Origin of the sequence: Kitasatospora sp. NPDC048365 (genome assembly GCF_043200835.1) — a bacterium.
Lineage (GTDB): Bacteria > Actinomycetota > Actinomycetes > Streptomycetales > Streptomycetaceae > Kitasatospora > Kitasatospora terrestris.
The window spans coordinates 291,719-313,808 of record NZ_JBICYJ010000001.1 but is presented as its reverse complement, the minus strand read 5'-3'; the positions used below and the strand labels follow the sequence as shown (position 1 = coordinate 313,808).

Genomic DNA, 22,090 nt, shown 5'->3' with positions numbered 1-22,090 from the left:
GCGAGTGACCTTCGTCCCTTGCCCCCATCGGGTTCACCTGAGTGCGTACGGCAGTCCCGAATGCGAAGGTATGGTCGAATTGGCCAGCACCTGGGACGACGGGATGGGAGACACCCACGTGGCGCGCAGCGTGTACGTGACCGGGATCGACCGGGGGGACGGCCGGCAGGCCGTCGAGCTCGGGGTCATGGAACTGCTCACCCGCCAGGTGGACCGGGTCGGGGTGTTCCGCCCGCTGGTGCACGCGCACGCACCCGGCGAGGCTGGCTCCGACCACGTCGTCGAGCTGCTGCGCACCCGCTACCGCCTGGACGTCCCGCCCGCCGAGCTGTACGGCCTGACCTACGAGGAGGCGGCCGCCCTGCAGGCCGCCCAGGGGCAGGACGAGTTGGTCTCCGCGCTGGTCGACCGGTTCCGCGCGCTGGAGCGCCGGTGCCAGGCGGTGCTGGTGCTGGGCACGGACTTCGCCGACACCAACATCCCCGACGAACTCGCCTTCAACGCCCGACTGGCGAACGAGTTCGGCGCCTGGGTCCTCCCGGTGGTGGGCGGCCAGAACGAGGACCCGCAGGCGGTGATCGCCGAGGTCCGCAACGCCCACCGCGCGTACACCGACCTCGGCTGCTCCACCCTCGCGGTGATCGCCAACCGGGTGGCGCCCACCGCCAAGCAGCAGGTGCAGCGCACCCTCAGCGAGAAGCTCCCGGTCCCGGTCTACGTGATCCCCGAGGAGCTGGCGCTGGCCGCCCCCACGGTGGCCCAGCTGGTCGAGGCAACCGGCGCCGAGGTGCTGCTGGGCGACGCGGCTGGCCTGGCCCGGGACGTCCGCTCCTTCGTCTTCGGCGGCGCGATGCTGCCGACCTTCCTGACCGCCCTGACCGAGGGCGCGCTGGTGGTCACCCCGGGGGACCGCGCGGACCTGGTGATCGGCTCGCTCGCCGCGCACGCGGCCGGCGCCCCGCCGATCGCCGGCGTGCTGCTGACGCTCGGCCAGCACCCGGGCCCGAACGTGATGGCGCTGGCCGCCCGGCTCGCCCCCGGCACCCCGGTGGCGGTGGTCCCGGAGGGCAGCTGGCCGACCGCCGCGACGCTCACCCACCTGGAGGGCCGGATCGGCCCGAGCTCCCCACGGAAGGCAGAGATCGCCCTCGGCCTGTTCGAACTCCACGTGGACACGGCCGAGTTGACCAGGCGGATCGAGCTGGTCCGGACGGAGCGGACCACCCCGATGATGTTCGAGCACGAGCTGCTGGAGCGGGCCCGCGGCCGCCGCAAGCACATCGTGCTGCCCGAGGGCACCGAGGAGCGGGTGCTGCGCGCCGCCGAGATCCTGCTGCGGCGCAACATCTGCGACCTGACCCTGCTCGGCGACCCGGCGGCGGTCCGGCGCACGGCGGCCGCGGCCGGCATCGCGCTGCCCGGCCCGGAGGAGAACGCCGACCGCGCCCGGGTCCGGATCGTCGACCCGGCCGAGAGCCCGCTGCGCCAGCAGTTCGCCGAGCTCTACGCCAAGCTGCGTGCCCACAAGGGCATGACCGTGGAGCGGGCGCTGGACGTGGTCACCGACGTCTCCTACTTCGGCACCCTGATGGTGCAGGAGGGCATCGCCGACGGCATGGTCTCCGGCGCGGTGCACTCCACCGCGGCGACGATCCGCCCGGCGTTCGAGGTGATCAAGACCTCCCCGGGAGCGGCGATCGTCTCCTCGGTCTTCTTCATGTGCCTGGCCGACAGGGTCCTGGTCTACGGCGACTGCGCGGTCAACCCGGACCCGGACGCCCAGCAGCTGGCCGACATCGCCATCCAGTCCGCCGCCACCGCCGCCCGCTTCGGCGTCGAGCCCAGGATCGCGATGCTCTCCTACTCCACCGGCACCTCCGGCTCCGGCGCGGACGTCGACAAGGTCCGCAAGGCGACCGAGCTGGTCCGCGAGCTGCGCCCGGACCTGCTGGTCGAGGGTCCGATCCAGTACGACGCGGCGGTGGACGCGCACGTCGCCGCCACCAAGCTGCCCGGCTCCCCGGTGGCCGGCCGGGCGACGGTGCTGATCTTCCCGGACCTGAACACCGGCAACAACACCTACAAGGCGGTGCAGCGCTCGGCCGGCGCCGTCGCGGTCGGCCCGGTGCTGCAGGGCCTGCGCAAGCCGGTCAACGACCTCTCCCGCGGCGCCCTGGTCGAGGACATCGTCAACACCGTCGCGATCACCGCCGTCCAGGCCCAGGGGCTGGACGCCTCCGAAGGAGCCGAGCTGTGAGTGAAGGCACGCACGTCCTGGTCCTGAACGCGGGCTCGTCCTCGGTCAAGTACCAGCTGATCGACATGCTGGACGGGGCGCGGCTGGCGGCCGGCCTGGTGGAGCGGATCGGCGAGTCGAGCGGGCGGCTGGCCCACACCCCGCGCAGCGGGGAGCGGCGGGAGAGCTTCGAGGTCTTCCCGGACCACGCGGCCGCGCTGAAGGCGGTGGCCGGCGAGCTCGCCGCCGACGGGGTGGGCCTGGACTCCCCGGCGCTGGCCGCGATCGGCCACCGGGTGGTGCACGGCGGGCAGCGGTTCACCGCGCCGACCCTGATCACCGACGAGGTGCTGGCCGAGGTCCGCCGGCTGATCCCGGTGGCGCCGCTGCACAATCCGGCCAACATCACCGGCATCGAGGTGGCCCGCGCGCTGCGCCCCGACCTGCCGCAGGTGGCGGTCTTCGACACCGCCTTCCACGCGACGCTGCCCGAGTACGCGGCCCGGTACGCGATCGACCGGGAGACCGCCGACGCGCACCGGGTGCGCCGGTACGGCTTCCACGGCACCTCCCACCAGTACGTCTCGCGGGCCACCGCCCGGCTGCTCGGCAAGGACCCGGCCGAGGTGAACGTGATCGTGCTGCACCTGGGCAACGGGGCGTCCGCCTCGGCGGTGGCCGGCGGGGTCTGCGTGGAGACCTCGATGGGCCTGACCCCGCTGGAGGGCCTGGTGATGGGCACCCGCTCCGGCGACGTGGACCCGGGCCTGGTGTTCCACCTGCACCGGGTGGGCGGGCTGACGGTCGATGAGATCGACAGCCTGCTGAACCGCCGCAGCGGCCTGCTCGGCCTGTGCGGGGACAACGACATGCGCGAGATCATGCGCCGCGCCGACGAGGGCGACGCCGACGCGCGGCTGGCCTTCGACGCCTACGTGCACCGGCTGCGGAAGTACCTCGGCGCCTACTACGCGGTGCTCGGCCGGGTGGACGCGGTCGCGTTCACGGCGGGCGTGGGCGAGAACGCCGCGCCGGTGCGCGCGGCCGCGTGCGCCGGCTTGGAGGAGCTCGGGATCACGGTCGATCCGGAGCTCAATTCGGTCCGCTCCGGCGAGGCGCGGATGATCTCCCCGGCGTATGCCAGGGTGGCGGTGGCCGTGGTGCCGACCGACGAGGAGCTGGAGATCGCCCAGCAGGCGTTCGCGCTGGTCCATCAGCCGTAAATGACTACTCGTCAGTATCCCACCCCTCGGAATGTTCGTTGGCGATATCTGGCGATTCGAGTCGAATGTACCGATAACACGAACGGATAGACTGACGGATATGCGCCGAGCGAAAATTGTCTGCACCCTGGGTCCTGCCACGGACTCCTATGAACAGCTGAAGGCCATCGTCGAGGCGGGCATGAACGTCGCCCGACTGAACATGAGCCACGGCTCCCACCCCGAGCACGAGGAGCGGTACCGCAAGGTCCGCCAGGTCTCCGCGGACACCGGCCGGACCATCGGTGTCCTGGCCGACCTGCAGGGCCCGAAGATCCGTCTGGCGACCTTCGCCAACGGTCCGGTGACCGTCGACAACGGCGACACGTTCACCATCACCACCGAGGATGTGCCCGGGGACCAGCACATCTGCGGCACCACCTACAAGGGTCTGCCCGGCGACGTGAAGCCCGGCGACCCGATCCTGATCAACGACGGCGTCATCGCCCTGGAGGTCGTCAGCGTCGACGGCCCGCGGGTGAAGACCGTGGTGGTCGAGGGCGGCGTGCTCTCGAACAACAAGGGCATCAACCTGCCCGGCGCGGCGGTCAACGTCCCCGCGCTCTCCGAGAAGGACAAGGACGACCTGCGCTTCGCGCTCCGTCTGGGCGTCGACATGGTCGCGCTGTCCTTCGTCCGCAACGCCGCGGACATCGACGACGTGCACAAGGTGATGGACGAGGTCGGCATCCGCGTCCCGGTCATCGCCAAGATCGAGAAGCCGCAGGCCGTCGAGGCGATGGAGGAGATCGTCCTCGCCTTCGACGCGATCATGGTGGCCCGCGGCGACCTCGCGGTCGAGTACCCGCTGGAGAAGGTGCCGCTGGTCCAGAAGCAGCTGATCACCCTCGCCCGCCGCAACGCCAAGCCGGTCATCGTCGCCACCCAGATGATGGAATCGATGATCCACGCCTCGCGTCCGACCCGCGCCGAGGTCTCCGACGTCGCCAACGCCATCCTGGACGGCACCGACGCGGTCATGCTCTCCGCCGAGTCCAGCGTGGGCAAGTACCCGGTCGAGACCGTCAAGACCATGAGCAGGATCGCCGAGAAGGCCGAGGAGGAGCTGCTCTCGCAGGGCCTCCAGCCGCTCAACCCGGGCCGCAAGCCGCGCACCCAGGGCGGCTCGATCGCCCGCGCCGCGTGCGAGCTGGGCGACTTCCTCAACGGCCAGGCGCTGGTCGCGTTCACCAAGTCCGGTGACACCGCCCGCCGTCTGTCCCGCTACCGCTCGCCGATCCCGGTGATCGCGTTCACCCCGGACGCGGCCACCCGCAACCAGCTCTCGCTGAGCTGGGGCGTCGAGGCCTACGTCACCGAGCAGGTCGAGACCACCGACGAGATGGTCGCGCAGGTCGACCGGGAGCTGCTGCGGATGAACCGCCTCGACGAGGGCAACACCGTCATCGTCACGGCCGGCTCCCCGCCCGGCGTCCCCGGCAACACCAACATGGTGCAGGTGCACCACCTGGGCACCCGCTCCGAGGGCTGACCCCCGTACGCGAGGAGGCCCCCCGACCGGTCACGGTCGGGGGGCCTCCTCGTCGTCGCGTCGTCGCCGGGTCAGCCGTCGTACGGCGTGTCGTCGTTGAACAGGCGCATGCCCGGGATCTTCAGCGTGCCGCCGAACTGGCCGGCCTGCACGGCCTTGGCCTTGTCCAGGGTGATGTCCAGCGGGAGCGGGACGGCACCGATCAGGTCCCACAGCCACTTGGGCAGGGTGTCCGGGGTGAGCGTGATCTCCCCCAGGTCGATCGGGATCGGCAGGCCGTAGATCGCCGAGAGGTGGCCCGACAGGCTCTCCACGTACATGGTGATCGGGCCGCTGCGCATGGTCGAGGTCGAGCCCGCGCGGCTCTTCACGTGGAAGGTCTTGCCGGGGACCTCGATCGTCGACATGTCGAGGTTCTCGATGTCCACCGAGGCGGTGGTGAACTTCAGCACCCGCTTGGTGCCGGTCGGCGTCTTCACGTCGTAGACGCCGTTGAAGACCGAACCGTGCAGCGCGAGGCGCGAGGAGTGCAGCACCCAGTTCTGCTCCGGCACCACGTGGTCGCCGGGCGCGGCCGCGGCGGCCAGGCCCTTGGTGGAGACCAGGCAGTTCGGGCCGACCGAGGCCGACGCGGACGGCGACGGCGACGCGGCCGCCTTGCCGGCGGCCGCCGGGGCGCTGCCGCCCGCGGTCGGGGCGGCGGAGGCCGTGCCCGGCGCGGGCGCGGTGGAGCCGCCCTTGCCCGCGGAGGGCGAGGCCGACGCCGAGGCGGAGGCGGAGGCGGAGGCGGACGGCGCGGGGGTGGCCGGGGTGGGCTGCGACTTGGTCGCCGGGCTGGCCGACGGACTCGGGGTCGCGGTGCCGCCCGGGTGGAAGATGTCGTTGAACAGGTCGTCGATCAGGCCGACCTGCTGGACGCCCGTGGCGGCCGGCTCGTTCGGCGTGGTGAACAGGGCCGGGACGGCTGCGGCCGAACCCTGGGCGGCGGTCTTCGTCGTGCCGCCCGAGGTGCCGGTGGACTTGCTGCCGGTGGACTTGCTGCCGGTGCCCGTGCCCGAGGTGCCCGGGCTCTTGGTGCCGGTGCCCGAGTCCGGAAGGACCTTGATCTCGCTCTTGGGGACCGGGGTCTCCTCCAGCACCGCGTCCGGGGTGGACGCGCAGGCCTTCCCCGCCGGGGTGTCGGCCATCGCCAGGGTCGGCGCGTAGGCGGCACCGACCAGCAGTGCGGTGGGCACCGCGGCTATCGCCATCGCCCGGCCGCGCAGCCGGCTGCGGACGCCCGCCTTCGGCGCCGCGTGCCGGGGGCCCGGCACCGACGGCTCGTCTCGGTCGGTCACTTCTGCTCCCCCGGGTCGACGGCCTGCGCGGCGGTCTGCGGCGCCTGCTCGACGGCGGGCCGCGGGACGGTCTGCTCGACGGTCTGCTCGACGGCGGTCTGCTCGACCGGCGGAGCGGCGGCCATGATGGCGGCCAGCTGGGCGTCGGCCTCCGGAACCTCGGCGACCGGCGCCTCGACCGGAACGGCCTCCGGCTTCAGCGGCGCCCAGGCACAGAGCAGGCCACCGGCGATCAGGCCGGTGATCAGGCCGAGGCCGAAGCCGCCCAGGTTGGACACCGGGATGGAGATCAGCGCCAGGATGGTGGTCGCGACACCGCAGAACACCCGGACCAGCGGCTGGAACCACGCGGTCAGGCCGAGGGCCATCATCAGCAGGCCGATGAGCATCGAGCCGGCACCGGCGGTGGTCGACATCGCCACCGTCATGCCGTTGAACGACAGGTGCGCGTAAGGGAAGTACAGGATCGGCAGGCCGGCGATCATGGCCAGCAGGCCACCCCAGAACGGCCGGGAACGCCGCCAGGCGCGGAAACGCGCCCGCAGACCGGTGGGCTCACCGTCAGCCTCGGGCCACGCGTTGACGGTTGCGCTGGACATGGTGCGACTCCTCGAAGATCCGTACGAGGGATGGAGCGGGGTGGGGGTACGGCCGGGAGCGGCGGCTGCCGCTCCCGGCCGAGAGGCTGTCACGCGGGGCGGACCTCACGGCCCGCCCACGGGGACAGGATCAGTAGCACTCCTTGCCCGCGCCGTCACCCTTGAGGAGGTTCAGCTTGAGGCCGTTGAGCTTGAAGGTGCCCGCCGAGGTCGCCCACGCGGTCTGCTTGACGCCGGAGAGGGTCGCCTCGTCGGCACGCTGGGCGAAGCCCTTGTCGCCGGTCGGCAGGCCCTGCGGGCCGAGCGCCTTGTGGGTCTTCCAGCCGTTCAGGGCGGAGCCCGTCAGGGTGGAGGCGTCCTGGCCGATGTTGATGTTCTTGAACTCGGCGTCGGCCTCGAGCTGGTCGAGGTCGATCAGCAGGTTCTCGGCCTGGACCGGCTTGGCCGGGTCCTGGCCCGCGTTCAGCTGCAGGGTGATCTTGCCGAGGCCGAGGGCCGACAGGTCGGTCACCACGGACTGGCACAGGCTGTTGATGGTCGCGGTGTCGAACGCCGAGACCGCGACCGGGTGGAAGGCACCGTTGGCGCCGACGTCGACCGAGCCGAACTGCGAGAAGCCGTAGCCGTGCAGCTGGGCGGTGGTGACCTTGAACTGCTGGCCCGAGACGCTGAACGAGGCGGCCAGCGCGCTGTTGGCCAGCGAGACGCCGATCGCGGCGGTGGCGGCCACACCGGGCACCATCACCAGGGCGAAGCGCTTCCAGCGGGTCTTGCCGTAAGTCTGGGACATGCGTGTCCTCCTTCTAGGACGTACATCTCCGGCCGGTGGTCCGGTGCGTCCCGCACGGAGACCGGCCCGGGATGGGAGAGAGCTACGTCCTCGGTAGCGGAGAGCGCCCGCGCGTCATGGCCGAATGGGCCGACGCCGGCGATCACCCCCGAGCGACAACCGTGTGACCGCGCGGGATGCGCGACCACGAGAGGACAGGAACCGCGGCGTGGGATCTGCGGTTACCCCCCTGGCCTCGGGCCGCCGGCCGGGACCGGCGGTCACCCGGTGGGGATCCCTCTGGGAAGAGGGACCGGGCGTCGCCGATCGTGCTTGAATCCCGGGCGAAGCACAAGGGGTCCATTACTGACGGGTAATCCAACAACAGATGGCTTTGATCATGGAATCGAAGGCGCCGTCACACGGAGTGACATCCTCCACTTGGACCCGGGGCGACACCCACCGGAAACAGGGACGAAACACCCCTCTCGATCACCCAGGGTGAACAGAGAGGGGTGTTATCAAGATTTGGTAAACCCGGCCGGATTACGCGCGTTTGTCGCCAAATCCCCGGAGACACCGCAGGTCACCTGCCGTGCCACCCGGGCCGGTGGCTCAGAACAGCACGCGGGCCAGCGCACCGCGCGCGGCGATCACCCGCGGGTCCTCCGGACCGATCACCTCGAACAGCTCCAGCAGCCGGACCCGGGCGGTGTCCCGGTCGTCGCCGAAGGTCTTCGCCACGGTGTCCACCAGGCGCCCGAACGCGTCCTCCACGTGGCCGCCGACCAGGTCCAGGTCGGCCGCGCGCAGCTGCGCCGGCACGTCCTTCGGGCCGGCCGCGGCGTCGGCCCGCACCTGCTGCGGGTCCAGCGACTCCACCCGGTGCAGCAGCTCGGCCTGGGCCAGGCCCAGCTTCGCCTCGGCGTGGCCCGGCCGCTCGGCCAGCACGTTCTTGTACGCCTGCACGGCGCCGCCGAGGTCGCCGCGGTCCAGCGCGTCGTGCGCCGCCTCCAGCGCCGGGTCGGCGGGCACGGCCGGTGCCGCGGGCGCCTCGCCCTCGGCGCCCGAGGCGCCCTGGAGGCCGACGATGCCGAAGCGCTGCTCGGCCACCGCGATCAACTGGTCCAGCACCTTGCGGACGTTGGCCTCGTTCTCCGCGCCCTGGAAGAGCGGGACGAGCTGGCCCGCCACCACGGCCATCACCGCGGGGATCGACTGGATGCCGAACTGCTGCGCCAGCAGCTGGTTGCCGTCCACGTCGATCTTGGCGAGCACGATCCGGCCGGCGTACTCCTCGGCCAGGCGCTCCAGGATCGGGCTGAGCTGCTTGCACGGGCCGCACCACTCGGCCCAGAAGTCCACCACCACCGGGACCTCGGACGAGCGCTGCACGACCTCGTCCTCGAAGGTCTCCTCGGTGACGTCGAGGACCAGGCGGTACCCGGCGGGGGCGGGAGTGCCGCCGGCCTCCGCCTGGCGGGCGCGCTCCGCGCGGGCCTGCTCGGCCTTCTGGGCGGCCTCGCCGGCCGCCTTCACCGCTGCGAGATCCACCGCGCCGCGCAGGGCGGAGTTGTTGAGACGCGAATTCCGTGACTGCATGGCACCATCCTCCCCCGTCGGCGCCGGTGGCGGGCGCCATCCGCACGGAAAATGCCGGAGCGAGCCGTGCGCTCTGCGCGTAGCGGTCGTGCGGTGGTGTTCCCCGGCGCGGATCCCCACCCGCGCCGCGCGCCCGCCCGATCCCATGGGGCGAGGGCACGCCGGTTGTCGCTCTTTCGCTACAGGTCGTAGCGTATCTGCCCCGGGGGCCGGTCCCGCAAGCCCCCGCGGCGGTTCGGCGACGTGAGCTGTCCCACTTTCCCGGCGCCGCCGGATGCCGTCGGGGCCAGGCGGTCGCTACCGTGGCCGAAACAAGTTACTTCCGGGTAAACAGATCCGGGTGAACCTGCAGAGCCGCAAGGAGGCGCGGTGGCCCCCACCACCCAGCAGCCCGACGCGCCGGGCGCCGGCGCGGCCCCCGCGCGCGGCAAGGGGCGGCCGCGCAGCGCCGCCGCGGACCTCGCCATCCTCGACGCCACCCGCGCCGCGCTCGCCGAACTCGGCTGGGGCGGGCTGACCATGGGCGACGTCGCGGTCCGCGCCGGGGTCGCCAAGACCACCCTCTACCGGCGCTGGCCGTCCAAGAACGAGCTGGTCGTCGACGCCATCGCGATCCTCTTCGACCAGCTGGAGTGCGCCGACCTGGGCAGCCTCCAGGCCGACATCGAGGCGGTCGTCGCGCAGTTCGCCGACCTGCTGAGCCGGCCCGAGACGCAGGCCGCCCTGCTCGCCCTCTTCGCCGAGGGCACCCGCGACCGGCAGCTCCAGCAGCGCATCCGCGAACGGATCGTCGAGCCCCAGAAGGTCCTGGTCCAGCTCGGCCGCGCCAACGCGCAGGCCCGCGGCGAGATGGGCCCGGACGAGGACCCGGCCACCGCCTGCGAAGAGATCGACATCATCTTCGACACCATCGCCGGGACGGTCGAGCACCGCCTCCTGGTCAGCGGCGAACCCATCACCCCCGAGTGGATCCGCCGCTTCACCACCCTGCTGCTGAACGCCTTCCCCGGCCTGAACTGACAGCCCCGGCACGGCGAAGGGCGCCCTCCCGTACGGAAGGGCGCCCGGCAGAGGTGGCGGGGAGCGGTCAGGCGGCGACCGGCTCCGGGGCGGTGATCAGCGGGGCGACCTCGCGGCTGACCTTGCGCTCGACGAAGAAGACGGCGGTCGGGACCGTGCCGGCCAGCAGCACCCAGGCGAGCTTGGGGAGCGGCCACTTGGCCTTGGTGCCCAGGTCGAAGGCGAGTGCGAGGTAGACCACGTACAGCCAGCCGTGCGCGATGCTCACGGCGGTGGTGAACCCGGCCGCGCCCTCGATCTCCAGGACGTACTTGGCGACCATCCCGAGGGCGAGCAGGATCAGGAGGACGCCGGTGACGTAGGCCAGGGCGCGGTAGCGGGTCAGCACACTCTGCTTCATGGCATCGAGGGTAACCGGCCCTACGCCTGCTCCTCGCCGGGCCCCTCGCCGGCCGCCGGGCTGAAGTCACCTGCGGTGATCCGCAGCGGGCGGAGCAGTTCGAACACCTGCCGGCACTGCTGCTCGTCGTAGCCCTCCAGGCCGAAGTCGACGGCCATCAGCTCGCGGGTGGCCTGCTCGACCACCTCGCGGCCGCGGGCGGTGATGGCAGCGAGGACGCCGCGCCCGTCCAGCGGGTTGGGGCGGCGGGCGACCAGGCCGGCCTTCTCCAGGCGGTCGACGGTGTTGGTGACGGAGGTGGGGTGGACCATCAGCCGCTCGCCGATCTTGGAGAGCGAGAGCTCGCCGGTCCGGCTGAAGGTGAGCAGCACGAGTGCCTCGTACCGGGCGAAGGTCAGGCCGTAGGGCTTGACCACGGCGTCCACCCGGGAGAGCAGGATCTGGTGCGCGCGCATCACCGAGGTGATCGCGGACATCGAGGGGACGCCGCCCCAGCGGCGGGTCCACAGCTCGTCGGCGCGCGCGATCGGGTCGAAGTCGAGGGCGAGGGGCTTGGGCACGTCCCCACCGTACCGGCGGGGGCCCGGAGGGGTACCAGGTGTCCACGATGGTGGACAAGGCCGGGGGTTGGCGGGATCACGCCAACGGGTCCGCGAGTCCGCCCGTGGCGATTCTTTACGGCGGATATTCCCGCAATATTCAGTGAAATGGCCGCAGTTGGCGGAATTCGCAGACCGGGGAGCCTTCGTTCGCGGCTGAACCGCCCGGTGCGGCTGACCTGCGTTCATCGGGCGTTGGCGAGAGTTTGCCAACTATTGCTGCCCACCTGTCCTTTCATTTGTCCGATTGTCATGCTTCTCGCCAGCTCCGTTGGGCACCGCCCGGCCACCCCACCGGTCCGGCGCCTCTTGACCGCACGGAGCAGCACGTCAGCGCCCGAATCCGCCCCAGCAGGCACTAACCCCGGTGCCCCGGATAGCGGCGCAACCGCCCCCATGCGGTAGGTCCGGAAGGAAACCCGTACGTGAAGCGCAAGCTCGCAGTCGGAGCCGTTCTCTCTGCCTCGGCCGTCCTCGCCAGCGCCATCCAGGTGAGCGCCGGCATCGCCCAGGCCGCCCCCGCCCCCGTCGGCCAGAGCGCCGCCGCGCACCAGCGCGGTGAGCTGCTCGCCCTCGCCGGCACGCAGATCCCCGCCGCCGCCAAGGCCCTCGGCCTCTCCGGCCAGGAGCAGCTGGTCGTCAAGGACGCGATCGTCGACGCCGACGGCTCCCGCCACCTCCGCTACGAGCGCACCCTCGGCGGCCTGCCGGTGCTCGGCGGCGACCTGGTCGTGCACCAGGACGCCAAGGGCAACGTCAAGGGCACCGACCGCGCGGTGAAGGGCACCGTCGCCCCCGCGTCGCTCACCCCGAAGCTGACCGCCGACCAGGCCGTCGCCAAGGCCTCCGGCGCGGTCGCCGCCACCGTCGGCGTCGCCAAGGACGCGGACGAGGCCGCACTGACCTCGGTCACCAAGGCCGGCTCCGCCCAGCTCGTGGTCTGGGCCGCCTCCGGCGCCCCGCGCCTGGCGTACCGCACCACCGTCGAGGGCATGCGCGCCGACGGCACCCCCAGCAGCCAGCTGATCGTCACCGACGCCGCCAGCGGCGAGGTGCTCTCCACCCACGAGCAGGTGCAGACCGCGGCCGGCACCGGCAACGGCGTCTTCGTCGGCAACGTCCCGCTGACCACCACGCTCTCCGGGTCGACCTACCAGCTGAAGGACGCCACCCGCGGCGGCCAGTACACCACCAACCTGGCCAACAAGACCTCCGGCAAGGGCACCCTCTACACCGACGCCGACAACGCCTGGGGCACCGGCGCGGTCTCCAACGGCCAGTCGGCCGCGGTGGACGCCCAGTACGGCGCGGCCGCCACCTGGGACTTCTACAAGAACACCTTCGGCCGGGCCGGCATCCGCGGCGACGGCGTCGGCGCGTACAGCCGGGTCCACTACGGGCGCAACTACGTCAACGCGTTCTGGGACGACAGCTGCTTCTGCATGACCTACGGCGACGGCGCGTCCAACACCCACCCGCTGACCGAGCTGGACGTCGCGGGCCACGAGATGAGCCACGGCGTCACCGCCAACACCGCCGGCCTCAACTACTCCGGCGAGTCCGGCGGCCTCAACGAGGCCACCTCGGACATCTTCGGCACCATGGTCGAGTTCTACGCCAACCTGCCGAAGGACAACCCGGACTACCTGATCGGCGAGCTGATCAACATCAACGGCGACGGCACGCCGCTGCGGTACATGGACAAGCCCTCCAAGGACGGCGGCTCGGCCGACTACTGGTCCTCCACGGTCGGCTCCAAGGACGTCCACTACTCCTCGGGCGTGGCGAACCACTTCTTCTACCTGCTGGCCGAGGGCAGCGGCGCCAAGACCATCAACGGCGTCAGCTACAACTCGCCGACCTCCAACGGCTCGACCCTGACCGGCATCGGCCGGGACAAGGCCGCCCAGGTCTGGTACCGCGCCCTGAGCGTCTACATGACCTCCACCACCAACTACGCCGGGGCCCGGACCGCGACCCTCAACGCGGCCAAGGACCTGTACGGCGCCGGCTCGACCGAGTACAACGCGGTCGCGGCCGCCTGGTCCGGGGTCAACGTCAACTGACGTAGCGACCGTCCGACCCGCAGACCCGCGGCAGCAGGGCTTTCCGGAGGGGAGCCCTGCTGCCGCGCACCACTTTCCGCACCGCGCAGGGAAGTTGGCGAGTTCCGGCCAATTCTTGGCATAGACCTGTCATTTACGCCGGGGCGTCGGCCATAGTGGCCGTCACCCCGTACCGGAGCCGGTCCCCCACCCCCACCGAACCGACTCCGTCCGACCGCACGGGAGCCAGCACCACCCGCACGTCCAGCACCCGCTCCGCCCCCAGTCGGTGCCGACCCCGGTGCCCCGGAGCGAGGTGCGGCCGCGTCATCCGCGGCTGGTCCGGAAGGAACCGGAACGTGAAGCGCATGCTGACAGTCGGAGCCGTCCTCTCCTCCACCGCCCTGCTGGCCGGAGCGATCCAGGTCGCCGCCGGCACCGCCCAGGCCTCCCCCGCGCCCGTCGCCGCACAGCAGCGCGCCGACCTGCTCGCCGCGGCCGGCGGCGAGGCCCCTTCCGCCGCCCGGGCGCTCGGCCTCGGCGGCCAGGAGAAGCTGGTCGTCAAGGACGCGATCGTCGACGCCGACGGCACCCGCCACTACCGCTACGAGCGCACCTACGCCGGGCTCCCGGTGCTCGGCGGCGACCTGGTGGTGCACACCGGCGCCAAGGGCGCGGTGACCGTGGACCGCGCGGTCGAGGGCTCGATCGCCCCGGCGACCCTCTCCCCGAAGCTCACCGCCGGCCAGGCCGCCGCCGGGGCCAAGGGCGCCGTCCAGGCCACCGTCGGCATCGCCAAGGACGCCGACGAGCCCGCGCTCACCTCGGTCTCCAAGGGCGGCGACGCCCAGCTGGTGGTCTGGGCCGCCTCCGGCGCCCCGCGCCTGGCGTACCGCACCACCGTCGAGGGCATGCGCGCCGACGGCACCCCCAGCAGCCAGCTGCTGGTCACCGACGCCGCCACCGGCGAACTGCTCTCCTCGCACGAGCAGATCCAGACCACCAACGCCACCGGCACCGGCTACGGCGTCTTCGACGGCACGGTCACGCTGACCACCAACTGGACCGGCAGCGTCTACCAGCTGAAGGACAACACCCGCGGCGGCATGTACACCGTCGACAAGAACGGCACGCTCTACACCGACGCCGACAACATCTGGGGCAACGGCCTGGCCTCCAACGGCCAGTCCGCCGCGGTGGACGCCCAGTTCGGCGCCGCGAAGACCTGGGACTACTACAAGCTCGTGCACGGCCGCAACGGCATCCGCAACGACGGGGTCGGCGCCTACAGCAAGGTGCACTACGGCAGCAACTACGTGAACGCGTTCTGGTCCGACAGCTGCTTCTGCATGACCTACGGCGACGGCGCGTCCAACACCCACCCGCTGACCGCGATCGACGTGGCCGGCCACGAGATGACCCACGGCGTGACCTCCAACACCGCGGGCCTCAACTACTCCGGCGAGTCCGGCGGCCTGAACGAGTCGACCAGCGACATCTTCGGCACCATGGTCGAGTTCTACGCCAACCTCGCCACCGACACCCCGGACTACCTGATCGGCGAGCGGCTCAACCTGAACGGCAACGGCACCCCGCTGCGGTACATGGACAAGCCCTCCAAGGACGGCGCCTCCGCCGACTACTGGTCCTCCACCGTCGGCTCCAAGGACGTCCACTACTCGTCCGGCGTCGGCAACCACTTCTTCTACCTGCTGTCGGAGGGCAGCGGCGCCAAGACGATCAACGGCGTCAGCTACAACTCGCCCACCTACAACGGCGCCGCCGTCACCGGGATCGGCCGGGACAAGGCCGCCAAGATCTGGTACCGGGCGCTGACCGTCTACATGACCTCCACCACCAACTACAAGGCCGCCCGCACCGCCACCCTCAACGCGGCCAAGGACCTGTACGGCGCCACCTCGGCCGAGTACACGGCGGTCGGCAAGGCGTGGACCGCGGTGAACGTCTAGTCACGGCAGCACGGAGCGGCCGGGCCCTCGACGACGAGGGCCCGGCCGCTCCGGCGTTCGGCGGGGTCAGGCGGCGAGCGCCTGCTCGCCGCGCTCCTCCTTGGCCAGCATCCGGTCGGCGAAGAAGCCGCCGGTCGGCACCACGGCCAGCAGGAAGAGCACCACGGTGCGCTTGCCCTCCCAGCGCTGCGCCATCGCGGCCTGGGCCAGGAAGACCACGTACAGCACGAACAGCGCGCCGTGGACGGCGCCCATCACCGGCACGCCGTTGAACGAGGTGGTGCGCTTGAGCACGGAGCAGGTCAGCAGCAGCAGGAAGGACAGGCCCTCGGGGCCGGAGACGAGTCGCAGGCGGTGCACGGCGGCGCTGGGCTTCACGGGGGTACCTCGCTGATGGGGGGCTGTGAGCTTGTGAACAGCCTCACAAGCCGTCGTCCATTATCACCGACCTGACACCGGCGACGGCGGGGCCCCCTATCCTGCTGCCGCACGAGATCCGTCACACGGGGGAGCACACCATGCTGAAGCTCGACTGGGACCGCCGCACCTGCGCCCGGCGCGGCCACATCACCTACGCGCCCGACGAGGCCGGCCTGCGCGAGCGGCTGCACGCCTCGACCGCGCTCGGCGAGGCCTGGCGCTGCCTGCGCTGCGGGGACTTCGCGCTCGGCGCCCCGCACGGCTCGGGGCCGGCCGACGAGGCGCCGCTGGTGCCGCGCGGCCGGGCGCTGCGCGACCTGTTCATCCTGCGCTTCCTGGCCGTCGAGCGGGGCCTGCGCGGCCTGCTGGTGCTGGTGGCGGCCTGGGCGGTGTGGAAGTTCTCCAACAGCCAGGACGCGGTGCGGCGGATCTTCGACGAGAACCTGAGCGTGTTCCGGCCGGTCACCGACCACTTCCACTGGGACCTGGAGCACTCGCCGATCGTCGACACCATCCGCAAGACCTTCGACTATCAGCACTCGACGCTGCTGATCGTGGCCGCGGCGCTGGTGGCGTACGCGCTGATCGAGATCGTCGAGGCCTTCGGCCTGTGGGCGGCCAAGCGCTGGGCGGAGTACCTGACGGTGGTCGCCACCGCCGCCTTCCTCCCGCTGGAGGTCTACGAGCTGACCGAGCACATCAGTGTGCTGAAGATCGGCACGCTGGTGCTGAACATCGTCGCGGTGCTCTGGATCCTGCTCTCCAAGCGGCTCTTCGGGCTGCGCGGGGGCCTGGCCGCGTTCGAGGCGGAGCGGCACTCGGCCTCGCTGCTGGAGGTCGAGGAGTCGGCCGGGGTGGCGCCGGCCGCCGTCTGACGGGCCGAAATTTGTACCGGGTCGGTACCAGAGCCGCCGCCCCCTCTCCCCGGATGACGGCGACGACCGCTACATTCACCGACGTGGCACAGTTTCGACTCCAGGGGTCAAAGGTCCTCGCCGTCGACATGACGGGGGACACGGTCAAGGCCCGCAACGGCACGATGGTCGCGTACACCGGACAGATGGGCTTCAAGAAGCTCTCCGGTGGCGGCGACGGCCTGCGCGGCATGGTCACCCGGCGGCTGACCGGTGAGCAGATGGAGGTCATGGAGGTGAAGGGGCAGGGCACCTGCTACTTCGCCGACCGGGCCACCGAGGTCAATCTGGTGCGGTTGAACGGCGAGACGCTCTACGTCGAGTCCGACAACCTGCTCTGCACCGAGGCGACCCTGCACACCGGCACCAGCTTCACCGGGCTCAACGGCATGGCGTCCGGCAACGGCCTGTTCACCACCAAGGTGGAGGGACACGGCTGGGCGGCGCTCACCTCGAAGGGCCCGGCGATCATCCTCCGGGTCTCCCAGGGGATGCCGCTGCGGGTGGACCCGGGCGCGTACATCGCGCACACCGGGAACCTCAACCGGGCGCTGAAGTCCGGCGCCGGCTGGACCACGCTGATCGGCGAGGGCGGCGGCGAGGCGATGCAGGTGGAGTTCACCGGCGACGGCCTGGTCTACGTCCAGCCGTCCGAGAAGCTGACCTTCGGGGGTGACGTCTGATGCCGTTCACGAAGATCAACAACAAGATGATCGAGGCCAAGGTCTTCCCCGGCCAGCGGGTCTTCAGCCAGCGCGGCGCGATGCTCGCCTACACCGGCGAGGTCACCTTCACCCCGAACCTGATGGGCGGCCAGGGCGGCGCGCTCGCGATGATCGGGCGCCGGGTGGCCAACGAGGACACCCCGCTGATGACCGTCGAGGGCCAGGGCAGCGTGATGTTCGGCCACGGCGGCCACAACGTCCACGTGATCGACCTGACCGGCGACACCCTCTACGTGGAGGCCGACCGGCTGCTCGCCTTCGACGGCTCGCTGCAGCAGTCGACCATGTTCATGGGCCAGCAGGGCGGCGTGATGGGCATCGTCCGCGGCCAGATGACCGGCCAGGGCCTGTTCACCACCAAGCTGGACGGCCAGGGCTCGGTCGCGGTGATGGCGCACGGCGGCGTGATCGAGCTGCCGATCTCCCCCGGCCAGCCGGTGCACGTCGACCCGCAGGCCTACGTGGCGCACCGCGGCCAGGTGACCAACAAGCTGTCCAGCGCCCTCGGGTGGCGCGACATGATCGGCCGCGGTTCGGGCGAGGCGTTCCAGCTGGAGCTGTCCGGCCACGGCATGGTGTACGTGCAGGCGAGCGAGGTGAAGCTCTGATGTCCTACCCTCCTCAGCAGCCCCCGTACGGGCAGCAGCCCTACGGCCAGCAGCCGCCGTACCCGCCCCAGCCGGGCCAGCCCTACCCGCCGCAGGGCCAGCCGTACCCGCCCCAGCAGGGGCAGCCCTACCCGCCGCAGCAGCAGGGCTACCCGCCGCAGCAGGCGTACCAGCAGACCCAGGCCGCGATGCCGGGCTACGGCGCCCCGCCGCAGGGCCAGTTCGGCGCGCCGCTGCCGTACGCCGCGCCGGGCGGCGAGGGCCCGACGGTGCACGACGCGGGCTCGCTGCCGGTCAACGACAACGTCAACCCGTACGCCTTCTCGGTCGACCTGAACGGCGCGTACTACCTGCAGAAGGGCAAGATGATCGCCTACTACGGCGACATGCGCTTCTCGGGCATCGGACGCGGTGTGATCGACCAGATGCTGGAGCGGAACTTCAACTCCCCGCTGCACGCCTCGGACTGGGTGGTCGCCGAGGGCCGCGGCAAGCTGCTGCTGGCCGACCGGGCGTTCGACCTGAACTCGTACGACCTGGAGAACGGCAACCTGACCGTCCGCTCGGGCAACCTGCTGGCGTTCGAGCCGACTCTGCAGCTCAAGCAGTCGATCATCCCCGGCTTCCTCACGCTGATCGGGACCGGCAAGTTCGTCGCGGCCTCCAACGGCCCGGTGCACTTCGTCGAGCCGCCGATCCGGGTCGACCCGCAGGCGCTGGTCGGCTGGGCGGACTGCCCGGCGCCGTGCCACCACTACGACCACAGCTACATGCACGGCATCATCGGCGGGCTGCGCCACCTGACCGGGATCGGCGGGGCGTCCGGCGAGGAGCACCAGTTCGAGTTCATCGGGGCCGGCCAGGTGCTGCTGCAGTCCAGCGAGACGCTGATGGCCGAGCGCTCGGTGGGCGTGGTGCACGCGGAGGCCGGCGTGCCCGGCAGCGGCGTGCCGCACCAGGGCGCCCACGGCGGCGGCCAGCAGCTGCCGAACGTCAACGTCCCGGGGCTCGGCAACGTGAACCTGGGCGACCTGGGCCGGCGCTTCGGCCTGTAGGCGGCCCGGGGCCGTAGATTCGTACAACATTGAACAATTTCGGCTATGCTGTCTGTCATGGATACGCATGTGACCGAAGCGCCGGAGGTCTCCTCCTCGACAGCCGAGGGGGAGACCCCTTGGCTCGACGCCCGTGAGCAGCGGTTCTGGCGGGCCCACCTGGAGGTCAGCAAGCTGCTCGACTACCAGCTGAGCCGGGAGCTCCAGGTCCACGATCTCGCGATCAACGACTACGAGATCCTGGTGGTGCTCTCCGAGGCGCCCGAGCGCCGGATGCGGATGACCGACCTGGCCACCGCCACCCTCCAGTCCAAGAGCCGCCTCTCGCACCAGATCACCCGGATGGAGAACGCCGGGCTGGTGCTCCGCCAGGAGTGCCCCGGCGACCGGCGCGGCCTGTTCGCCCATCTCACCGAGCAGGGCTGGGAGACGATGCAGAAGGTGGCGCCCTGCCACGTCCGCAGCGTCCGCGAGCACTTCGTCGACCGGTTCACCCCGGAGCAGATCGACGCGATGTACGAGGCCCTCGCACCGGTCGCCGAGCACCTGCGCACCCTGCGCGGCCGCAGCTGACGGCCTGACGACCGCTGCCGGCGGTCAGGCCGTCGGCTCGGCGGTCAGGCCGTCAGCTCGGCGATCAGCACGTCCGCCGCGGCGTACGGGTCCAGCCGGCCGGCGGCCACCTGCTCGGCGAGGGCGTGGAGGTGGCGGTCCCCGCGCAGGTCGCCGATCCGGGCGCGGAGTGCGGCGAGGGTGATCGCCTCGACCTCCTGGGCGGCGCGGCGGCGGCGCCGGTCGGCGAGTTCGCCGCTCGCGGCGAGCCAGCCGCGGTGCTTCTCCAGCGCGTCGACGACCTCGTCGACGCCCTCGCCCCGCGCGGCGACGGTCTTGACGACGGGCGGCCGCCAGTCGCCGGCCTGCCGGGCCTGGCCGAGGCCGAGCATGTGGTTGAGCTCGCGCGCGGTGGCGTCCGCGCCGTCCCGGTCGGCCTTGTTGACCACGAAGACGTCGCCGATCTCCAGGATCCCGGCCTTCGCGGCCTGGATGCCGTCGCCCATGCCGGGGGCGAGCAGCACCACGGTGGTGTCGGCCTGCGCGGCGACCTCCACCTCGGACTGCCCGACGCCCACGGTCTCGACCAGGACGACGTCGCAGCCGGCGCCGTCCAGCACCCGCAGCGCCTGCGGGGCGGCCCAGGACAGGCCGCCGAGGTGGCCGCGGGTCGCCATCGAGCGGATGAACACCTCGGGGTCGGTGGCGTGGTCCTGCATCCGGACCCGGTCGCCGAGCAGCGCGCCGCCGGAGAACGGCGAGGACGGGTCGACCGCCAGGACGCCGACCCGCTTGCCGAGCCGGCGGTACGCGGAGACCAGCGCCGAGGTGGAGGTGGACTTGCCGACGCCGGGCGACCCGGTCAGCCCGACCGTGTACGCGTTGCCGGTGTAGGGCGTCAACGCGGCCATCACGTCGCGCAGTTGGGGCGCCGCGTTCTCCACCAGCGAGATCAGCCGGGCGACCGCCCGCGGCCGGCCCTCCCGGGCCTGCTCGACCAGCGCTGCCACATCGACCATCAAAGACGTGCTCCTCCCAGGAACGAAAGGGCTGCACGCCGCTCGTTGCGGCGTGCAGCCCCGACGCTGGACCGGACGATCAGCCCTGCGAGGGCACCTTCACGATCAGGGCGTCGCCCTGGCCGCCGCCGCCGCACAGCGCGGCCGCGCCGACGCCGCCGCCGCGGCGCTGGAGCTCCAGCGCGAGGTGCAGCACCACGCGGGCGCCGGACATGCCGATCGGGTGGCCGAGGGCGATCGCGCCGCCGTTGACGTTGACGATGTCGGAGGTGACGCCGAGGTCCTTCATCGACTGGTGGGCGACCGCGGCGAAGGCCTCGTTGATCTCGATCAGGTCGAGGTCGGCGACCTCCAGGCCCTCCTTGGCGAGGGCGTGCTTGATCGCGTTGGACGGCTGCGACTGGAGCGAGTTGTCCGGGCCGGCCACGTTGCCGTGGGCGCCGATCTCGGCGATCCAGGTCAGGCCCAGCTCCTCGGCCTTGGCCTTGCTCATCACCACGACGGCGGCGGCGCCGTCGGAGATCTGCGAGGAGGTGCCGGCGGTGATGGTGCCGTCCTTGGTGAAGGCCGGGCGCAGCCGGCCGAGGCCCTCGACGGTGGTGTCGGCGCGGATGCCCTCGTCCTGCGAGAACAGGACCGGGTCGCCCTTGCGCTGCGGGATGGCGACCGGGGTGATCTCGGCCTCGAAGACGCCGTCGGCCTGGGCCTTGGCGGCGCGCTGGTGCGAGGCTGCGGCGATCTCGTCCTGGACCTCGCGCGGGATGCCGAGGCGGGCGTTGTGCTTCTCGGTGGACTCGCCCATCGGGATGTTCTCGTAGGCGTCGGTGAGGCCGTCGTACGCCATCGCGTCGAGCATCTCGATCGCGCCGTACTTGAAGCCCTCGCGGGACTTCGGCAGCAGGTGCGGGGCGTTGGTCATGGACTCCTGGCCGCCGGCCACCACGACGTCGAACTCGCCGGCGCGGATCAGCTGGTCGGCCAGGGCGATGGCGTCCAGGCCGGAGAGGCAGACCTTGTTGATGGTGAGCGCCGGGACGTTCAGCGGGATGCCGGCCTTGACCGCGGCCTGGCGGGCGGGGATCTGGCCGGCGCCGGCCTGGAGCACCTGGCCCATGATCACGTACTGGACCTGCTCGCCGGTGATGCCGGCCCGCTCGAGCGCGGCCTTGATGGCGAAACCGCCGAGCTCGGCGCCGGTGAATCCCTTGAGCGAGCCGAGCAGGCGGCCCATGGGGGTACGGGCACCGGCAACGATCACTGAAGTAGTCATGGGACGTGCCCCTTCGCGCGTCGGACCAGGAGGGTGTGGGGATGCGGCTCAATGTACTGACCGGTCACCGCTGCGTCACCGGCGCAACGGTGTGATCAGCGGCACTGGCACTGTCCAGTCAACACCGTGTCAGCCCGTCGGGGCGATTGTGACCAGCCTCGCACGTCGCGCTGTGGCGCGGTTCGAGTCCGATGCG

At 71.6% G+C, this 22,090-nt stretch carries 20 protein-coding genes; 11 read left to right on the top strand and 9 right to left on the bottom strand.

What is annotated here, in order from left to right:
- The first annotated feature begins 118 nt into the window (after positions 1–118).
- The 3 genes from pta to pyk all read left to right on the top strand — a co-directional run bounded on the left by pta (position 119) and on the right by pyk (position 4,990).
- A complete protein-coding gene (gene pta, locus ACGFX4_RS01425; RefSeq protein WP_393069334.1) occupies positions 119–2,257 on the top strand; it encodes a phosphate acetyltransferase in 2,139 nt (712 codons plus the stop codon).
- Entirely contained in the window at positions 2,254–3,459 is a 1,206-nt protein-coding gene (locus tag ACGFX4_RS01420; RefSeq protein ID WP_393069217.1) for an acetate kinase, read from the top strand. The genes pta and ACGFX4_RS01420 overlap by 4 nt, the downstream gene beginning before the upstream one ends.
- Before the next feature lie 100 nt (positions 3,460–3,559).
- The gene (pyk, locus tag ACGFX4_RS01415; protein ID WP_345699024.1) at positions 3,560–4,990 is read left to right on the top strand and encodes a pyruvate kinase; all 1,431 of its coding nucleotides are present in this window, start codon (positions 3,560–3,562) and stop codon (positions 4,988–4,990) included.
- 71 nt (positions 4,991–5,061) lie between these two features.
- Here the strand turns inward: pyk and ACGFX4_RS01410 are convergent, their stop codons facing one another.
- From ACGFX4_RS01410 to trxA, 4 genes are all read right to left on the bottom strand, one after another.
- Positions 5,062–6,327, bottom strand: a complete 1,266-nt coding sequence (locus ACGFX4_RS01410) for a hypothetical protein (protein ID WP_393069216.1) — start codon at positions 6,325–6,327, stop codon at positions 5,062–5,064.
- A complete protein-coding gene (locus ACGFX4_RS01405; protein WP_393069214.1) occupies positions 6,324–6,926 on the bottom strand; it encodes a DUF6114 domain-containing protein in 603 nt (200 codons plus the stop codon). The genes ACGFX4_RS01410 and ACGFX4_RS01405 overlap by 4 nt, the downstream gene beginning before the upstream one ends.
- A gap of 130 nt (positions 6,927–7,056) precedes the next feature.
- Positions 7,057–7,716, bottom strand: a complete 660-nt coding sequence (locus tag ACGFX4_RS01400) for a DUF6230 family protein (RefSeq protein ID WP_393069212.1) — start codon at positions 7,714–7,716, stop codon at positions 7,057–7,059.
- A gap of 594 nt (positions 7,717–8,310) precedes the next feature.
- Positions 8,311–9,297, bottom strand: a complete 987-nt coding sequence (gene trxA / locus ACGFX4_RS01395) for a thioredoxin (protein ID WP_393069211.1) — start codon at positions 9,295–9,297, stop codon at positions 8,311–8,313.
- A 369-nt stretch (positions 9,298–9,666) separates the two neighbouring features.
- On the opposite strand from trxA, the gene ACGFX4_RS01390 reads away from it, so the two are divergent.
- On the top strand, positions 9,667–10,317 hold the full coding sequence (locus ACGFX4_RS01390) for a TetR/AcrR family transcriptional regulator (RefSeq protein ID WP_345699019.1): 651 nt from the start codon (positions 9,667–9,669) through the stop codon (positions 10,315–10,317).
- A gap of 67 nt (positions 10,318–10,384) precedes the next feature.
- On the opposite strand, the gene ACGFX4_RS01385 is transcribed toward ACGFX4_RS01390, so the two are convergent.
- Positions 10,385–10,717, bottom strand: a complete 333-nt coding sequence (locus tag ACGFX4_RS01385; protein ID WP_393069209.1) for a DUF3817 domain-containing protein — start codon at positions 10,715–10,717, stop codon at positions 10,385–10,387.
- A gap of 20 nt (positions 10,718–10,737) precedes the next feature.
- Positions 10,738–11,277, bottom strand: coding sequence for a MarR family winged helix-turn-helix transcriptional regulator (locus ACGFX4_RS01380; RefSeq protein WP_393069208.1), 540 nt, complete (start codon positions 11,275–11,277; stop codon positions 10,738–10,740).
- Between the two features lie 464 nt (positions 11,278–11,741).
- Between ACGFX4_RS01380 and ACGFX4_RS01375 the strand changes: the two genes are divergently transcribed.
- Positions 11,742–13,382 carry a M4 family metallopeptidase gene (locus tag ACGFX4_RS01375; RefSeq protein ID WP_393069206.1) on the top strand — a complete coding sequence of 547 codons (1,641 nt, stop codon included), beginning with the start codon at positions 11,742–11,744 and terminating at the stop codon, positions 13,380–13,382.
- Positions 13,383–13,729: 347 nt separating this feature from the next.
- Entirely contained in the window at positions 13,730–15,331 is a 1,602-nt protein-coding gene (locus ACGFX4_RS01370; RefSeq protein ID WP_393069204.1) for a M4 family metallopeptidase, read from the top strand.
- A gap of 66 nt (positions 15,332–15,397) precedes the next feature.
- Here the strand turns inward: ACGFX4_RS01370 and ACGFX4_RS01365 are convergent, their stop codons facing one another.
- Positions 15,398–15,709, bottom strand: a complete 312-nt coding sequence (locus ACGFX4_RS01365; RefSeq protein ID WP_393069203.1) for a DUF3817 domain-containing protein — start codon at positions 15,707–15,709, stop codon at positions 15,398–15,400.
- Positions 15,710–15,852: 143 nt separating this feature from the next.
- On the opposite strand from ACGFX4_RS01365, the gene ACGFX4_RS01360 reads away from it, so the two are divergent.
- From ACGFX4_RS01360 to ACGFX4_RS01340, 5 genes are all read left to right on the top strand, one after another.
- Positions 15,853–16,626, top strand: coding sequence for a DUF2127 domain-containing protein (locus ACGFX4_RS01360; protein WP_393069333.1), 774 nt, complete (start codon positions 15,853–15,855; stop codon positions 16,624–16,626).
- Between the two features lie 83 nt (positions 16,627–16,709).
- Complete coding sequence (locus ACGFX4_RS01355) at positions 16,710–17,348, top strand: AIM24 family protein (protein WP_393069202.1); 639 nt, start codon at positions 16,710–16,712, stop codon at positions 17,346–17,348.
- A complete protein-coding gene (locus tag ACGFX4_RS01350; RefSeq protein ID WP_345699012.1) occupies positions 17,348–17,998 on the top strand; it encodes an AIM24 family protein in 651 nt (216 codons plus the stop codon). The genes ACGFX4_RS01355 and ACGFX4_RS01350 overlap by 1 nt, the downstream gene beginning before the upstream one ends.
- A 188-nt stretch (positions 17,999–18,186) precedes the next feature.
- Entirely contained in the window at positions 18,187–19,053 is an 867-nt protein-coding gene (locus ACGFX4_RS01345; protein ID WP_393069331.1) for an AIM24 family protein, read from the top strand.
- Between the two features lie 57 nt (positions 19,054–19,110).
- On the top strand, positions 19,111–19,626 hold the full coding sequence (locus ACGFX4_RS01340; RefSeq protein ID WP_393069200.1) for a MarR family winged helix-turn-helix transcriptional regulator: 516 nt from the start codon (positions 19,111–19,113) through the stop codon (positions 19,624–19,626).
- A 44-nt stretch (positions 19,627–19,670) separates the two neighbouring features.
- On the opposite strand, the gene meaB is transcribed toward ACGFX4_RS01340, so the two are convergent.
- Both meaB and ACGFX4_RS01330 read right to left on the bottom strand, forming a co-directional pair.
- Positions 19,671–20,624 carry a methylmalonyl Co-A mutase-associated GTPase MeaB gene (gene meaB, locus ACGFX4_RS01335; RefSeq protein ID WP_393069198.1) on the bottom strand — a complete coding sequence of 318 codons (954 nt, stop codon included), beginning with the start codon at positions 20,622–20,624 and terminating at the stop codon, positions 19,671–19,673.
- A gap of 79 nt (positions 20,625–20,703) precedes the next feature.
- Complete coding sequence (locus ACGFX4_RS01330) at positions 20,704–21,894, bottom strand: acetyl-CoA C-acetyltransferase (RefSeq protein WP_393069196.1); 1,191 nt, start codon at positions 21,892–21,894, stop codon at positions 20,704–20,706.
- Positions 21,895–22,090: the final 196 nt, after the last annotated feature.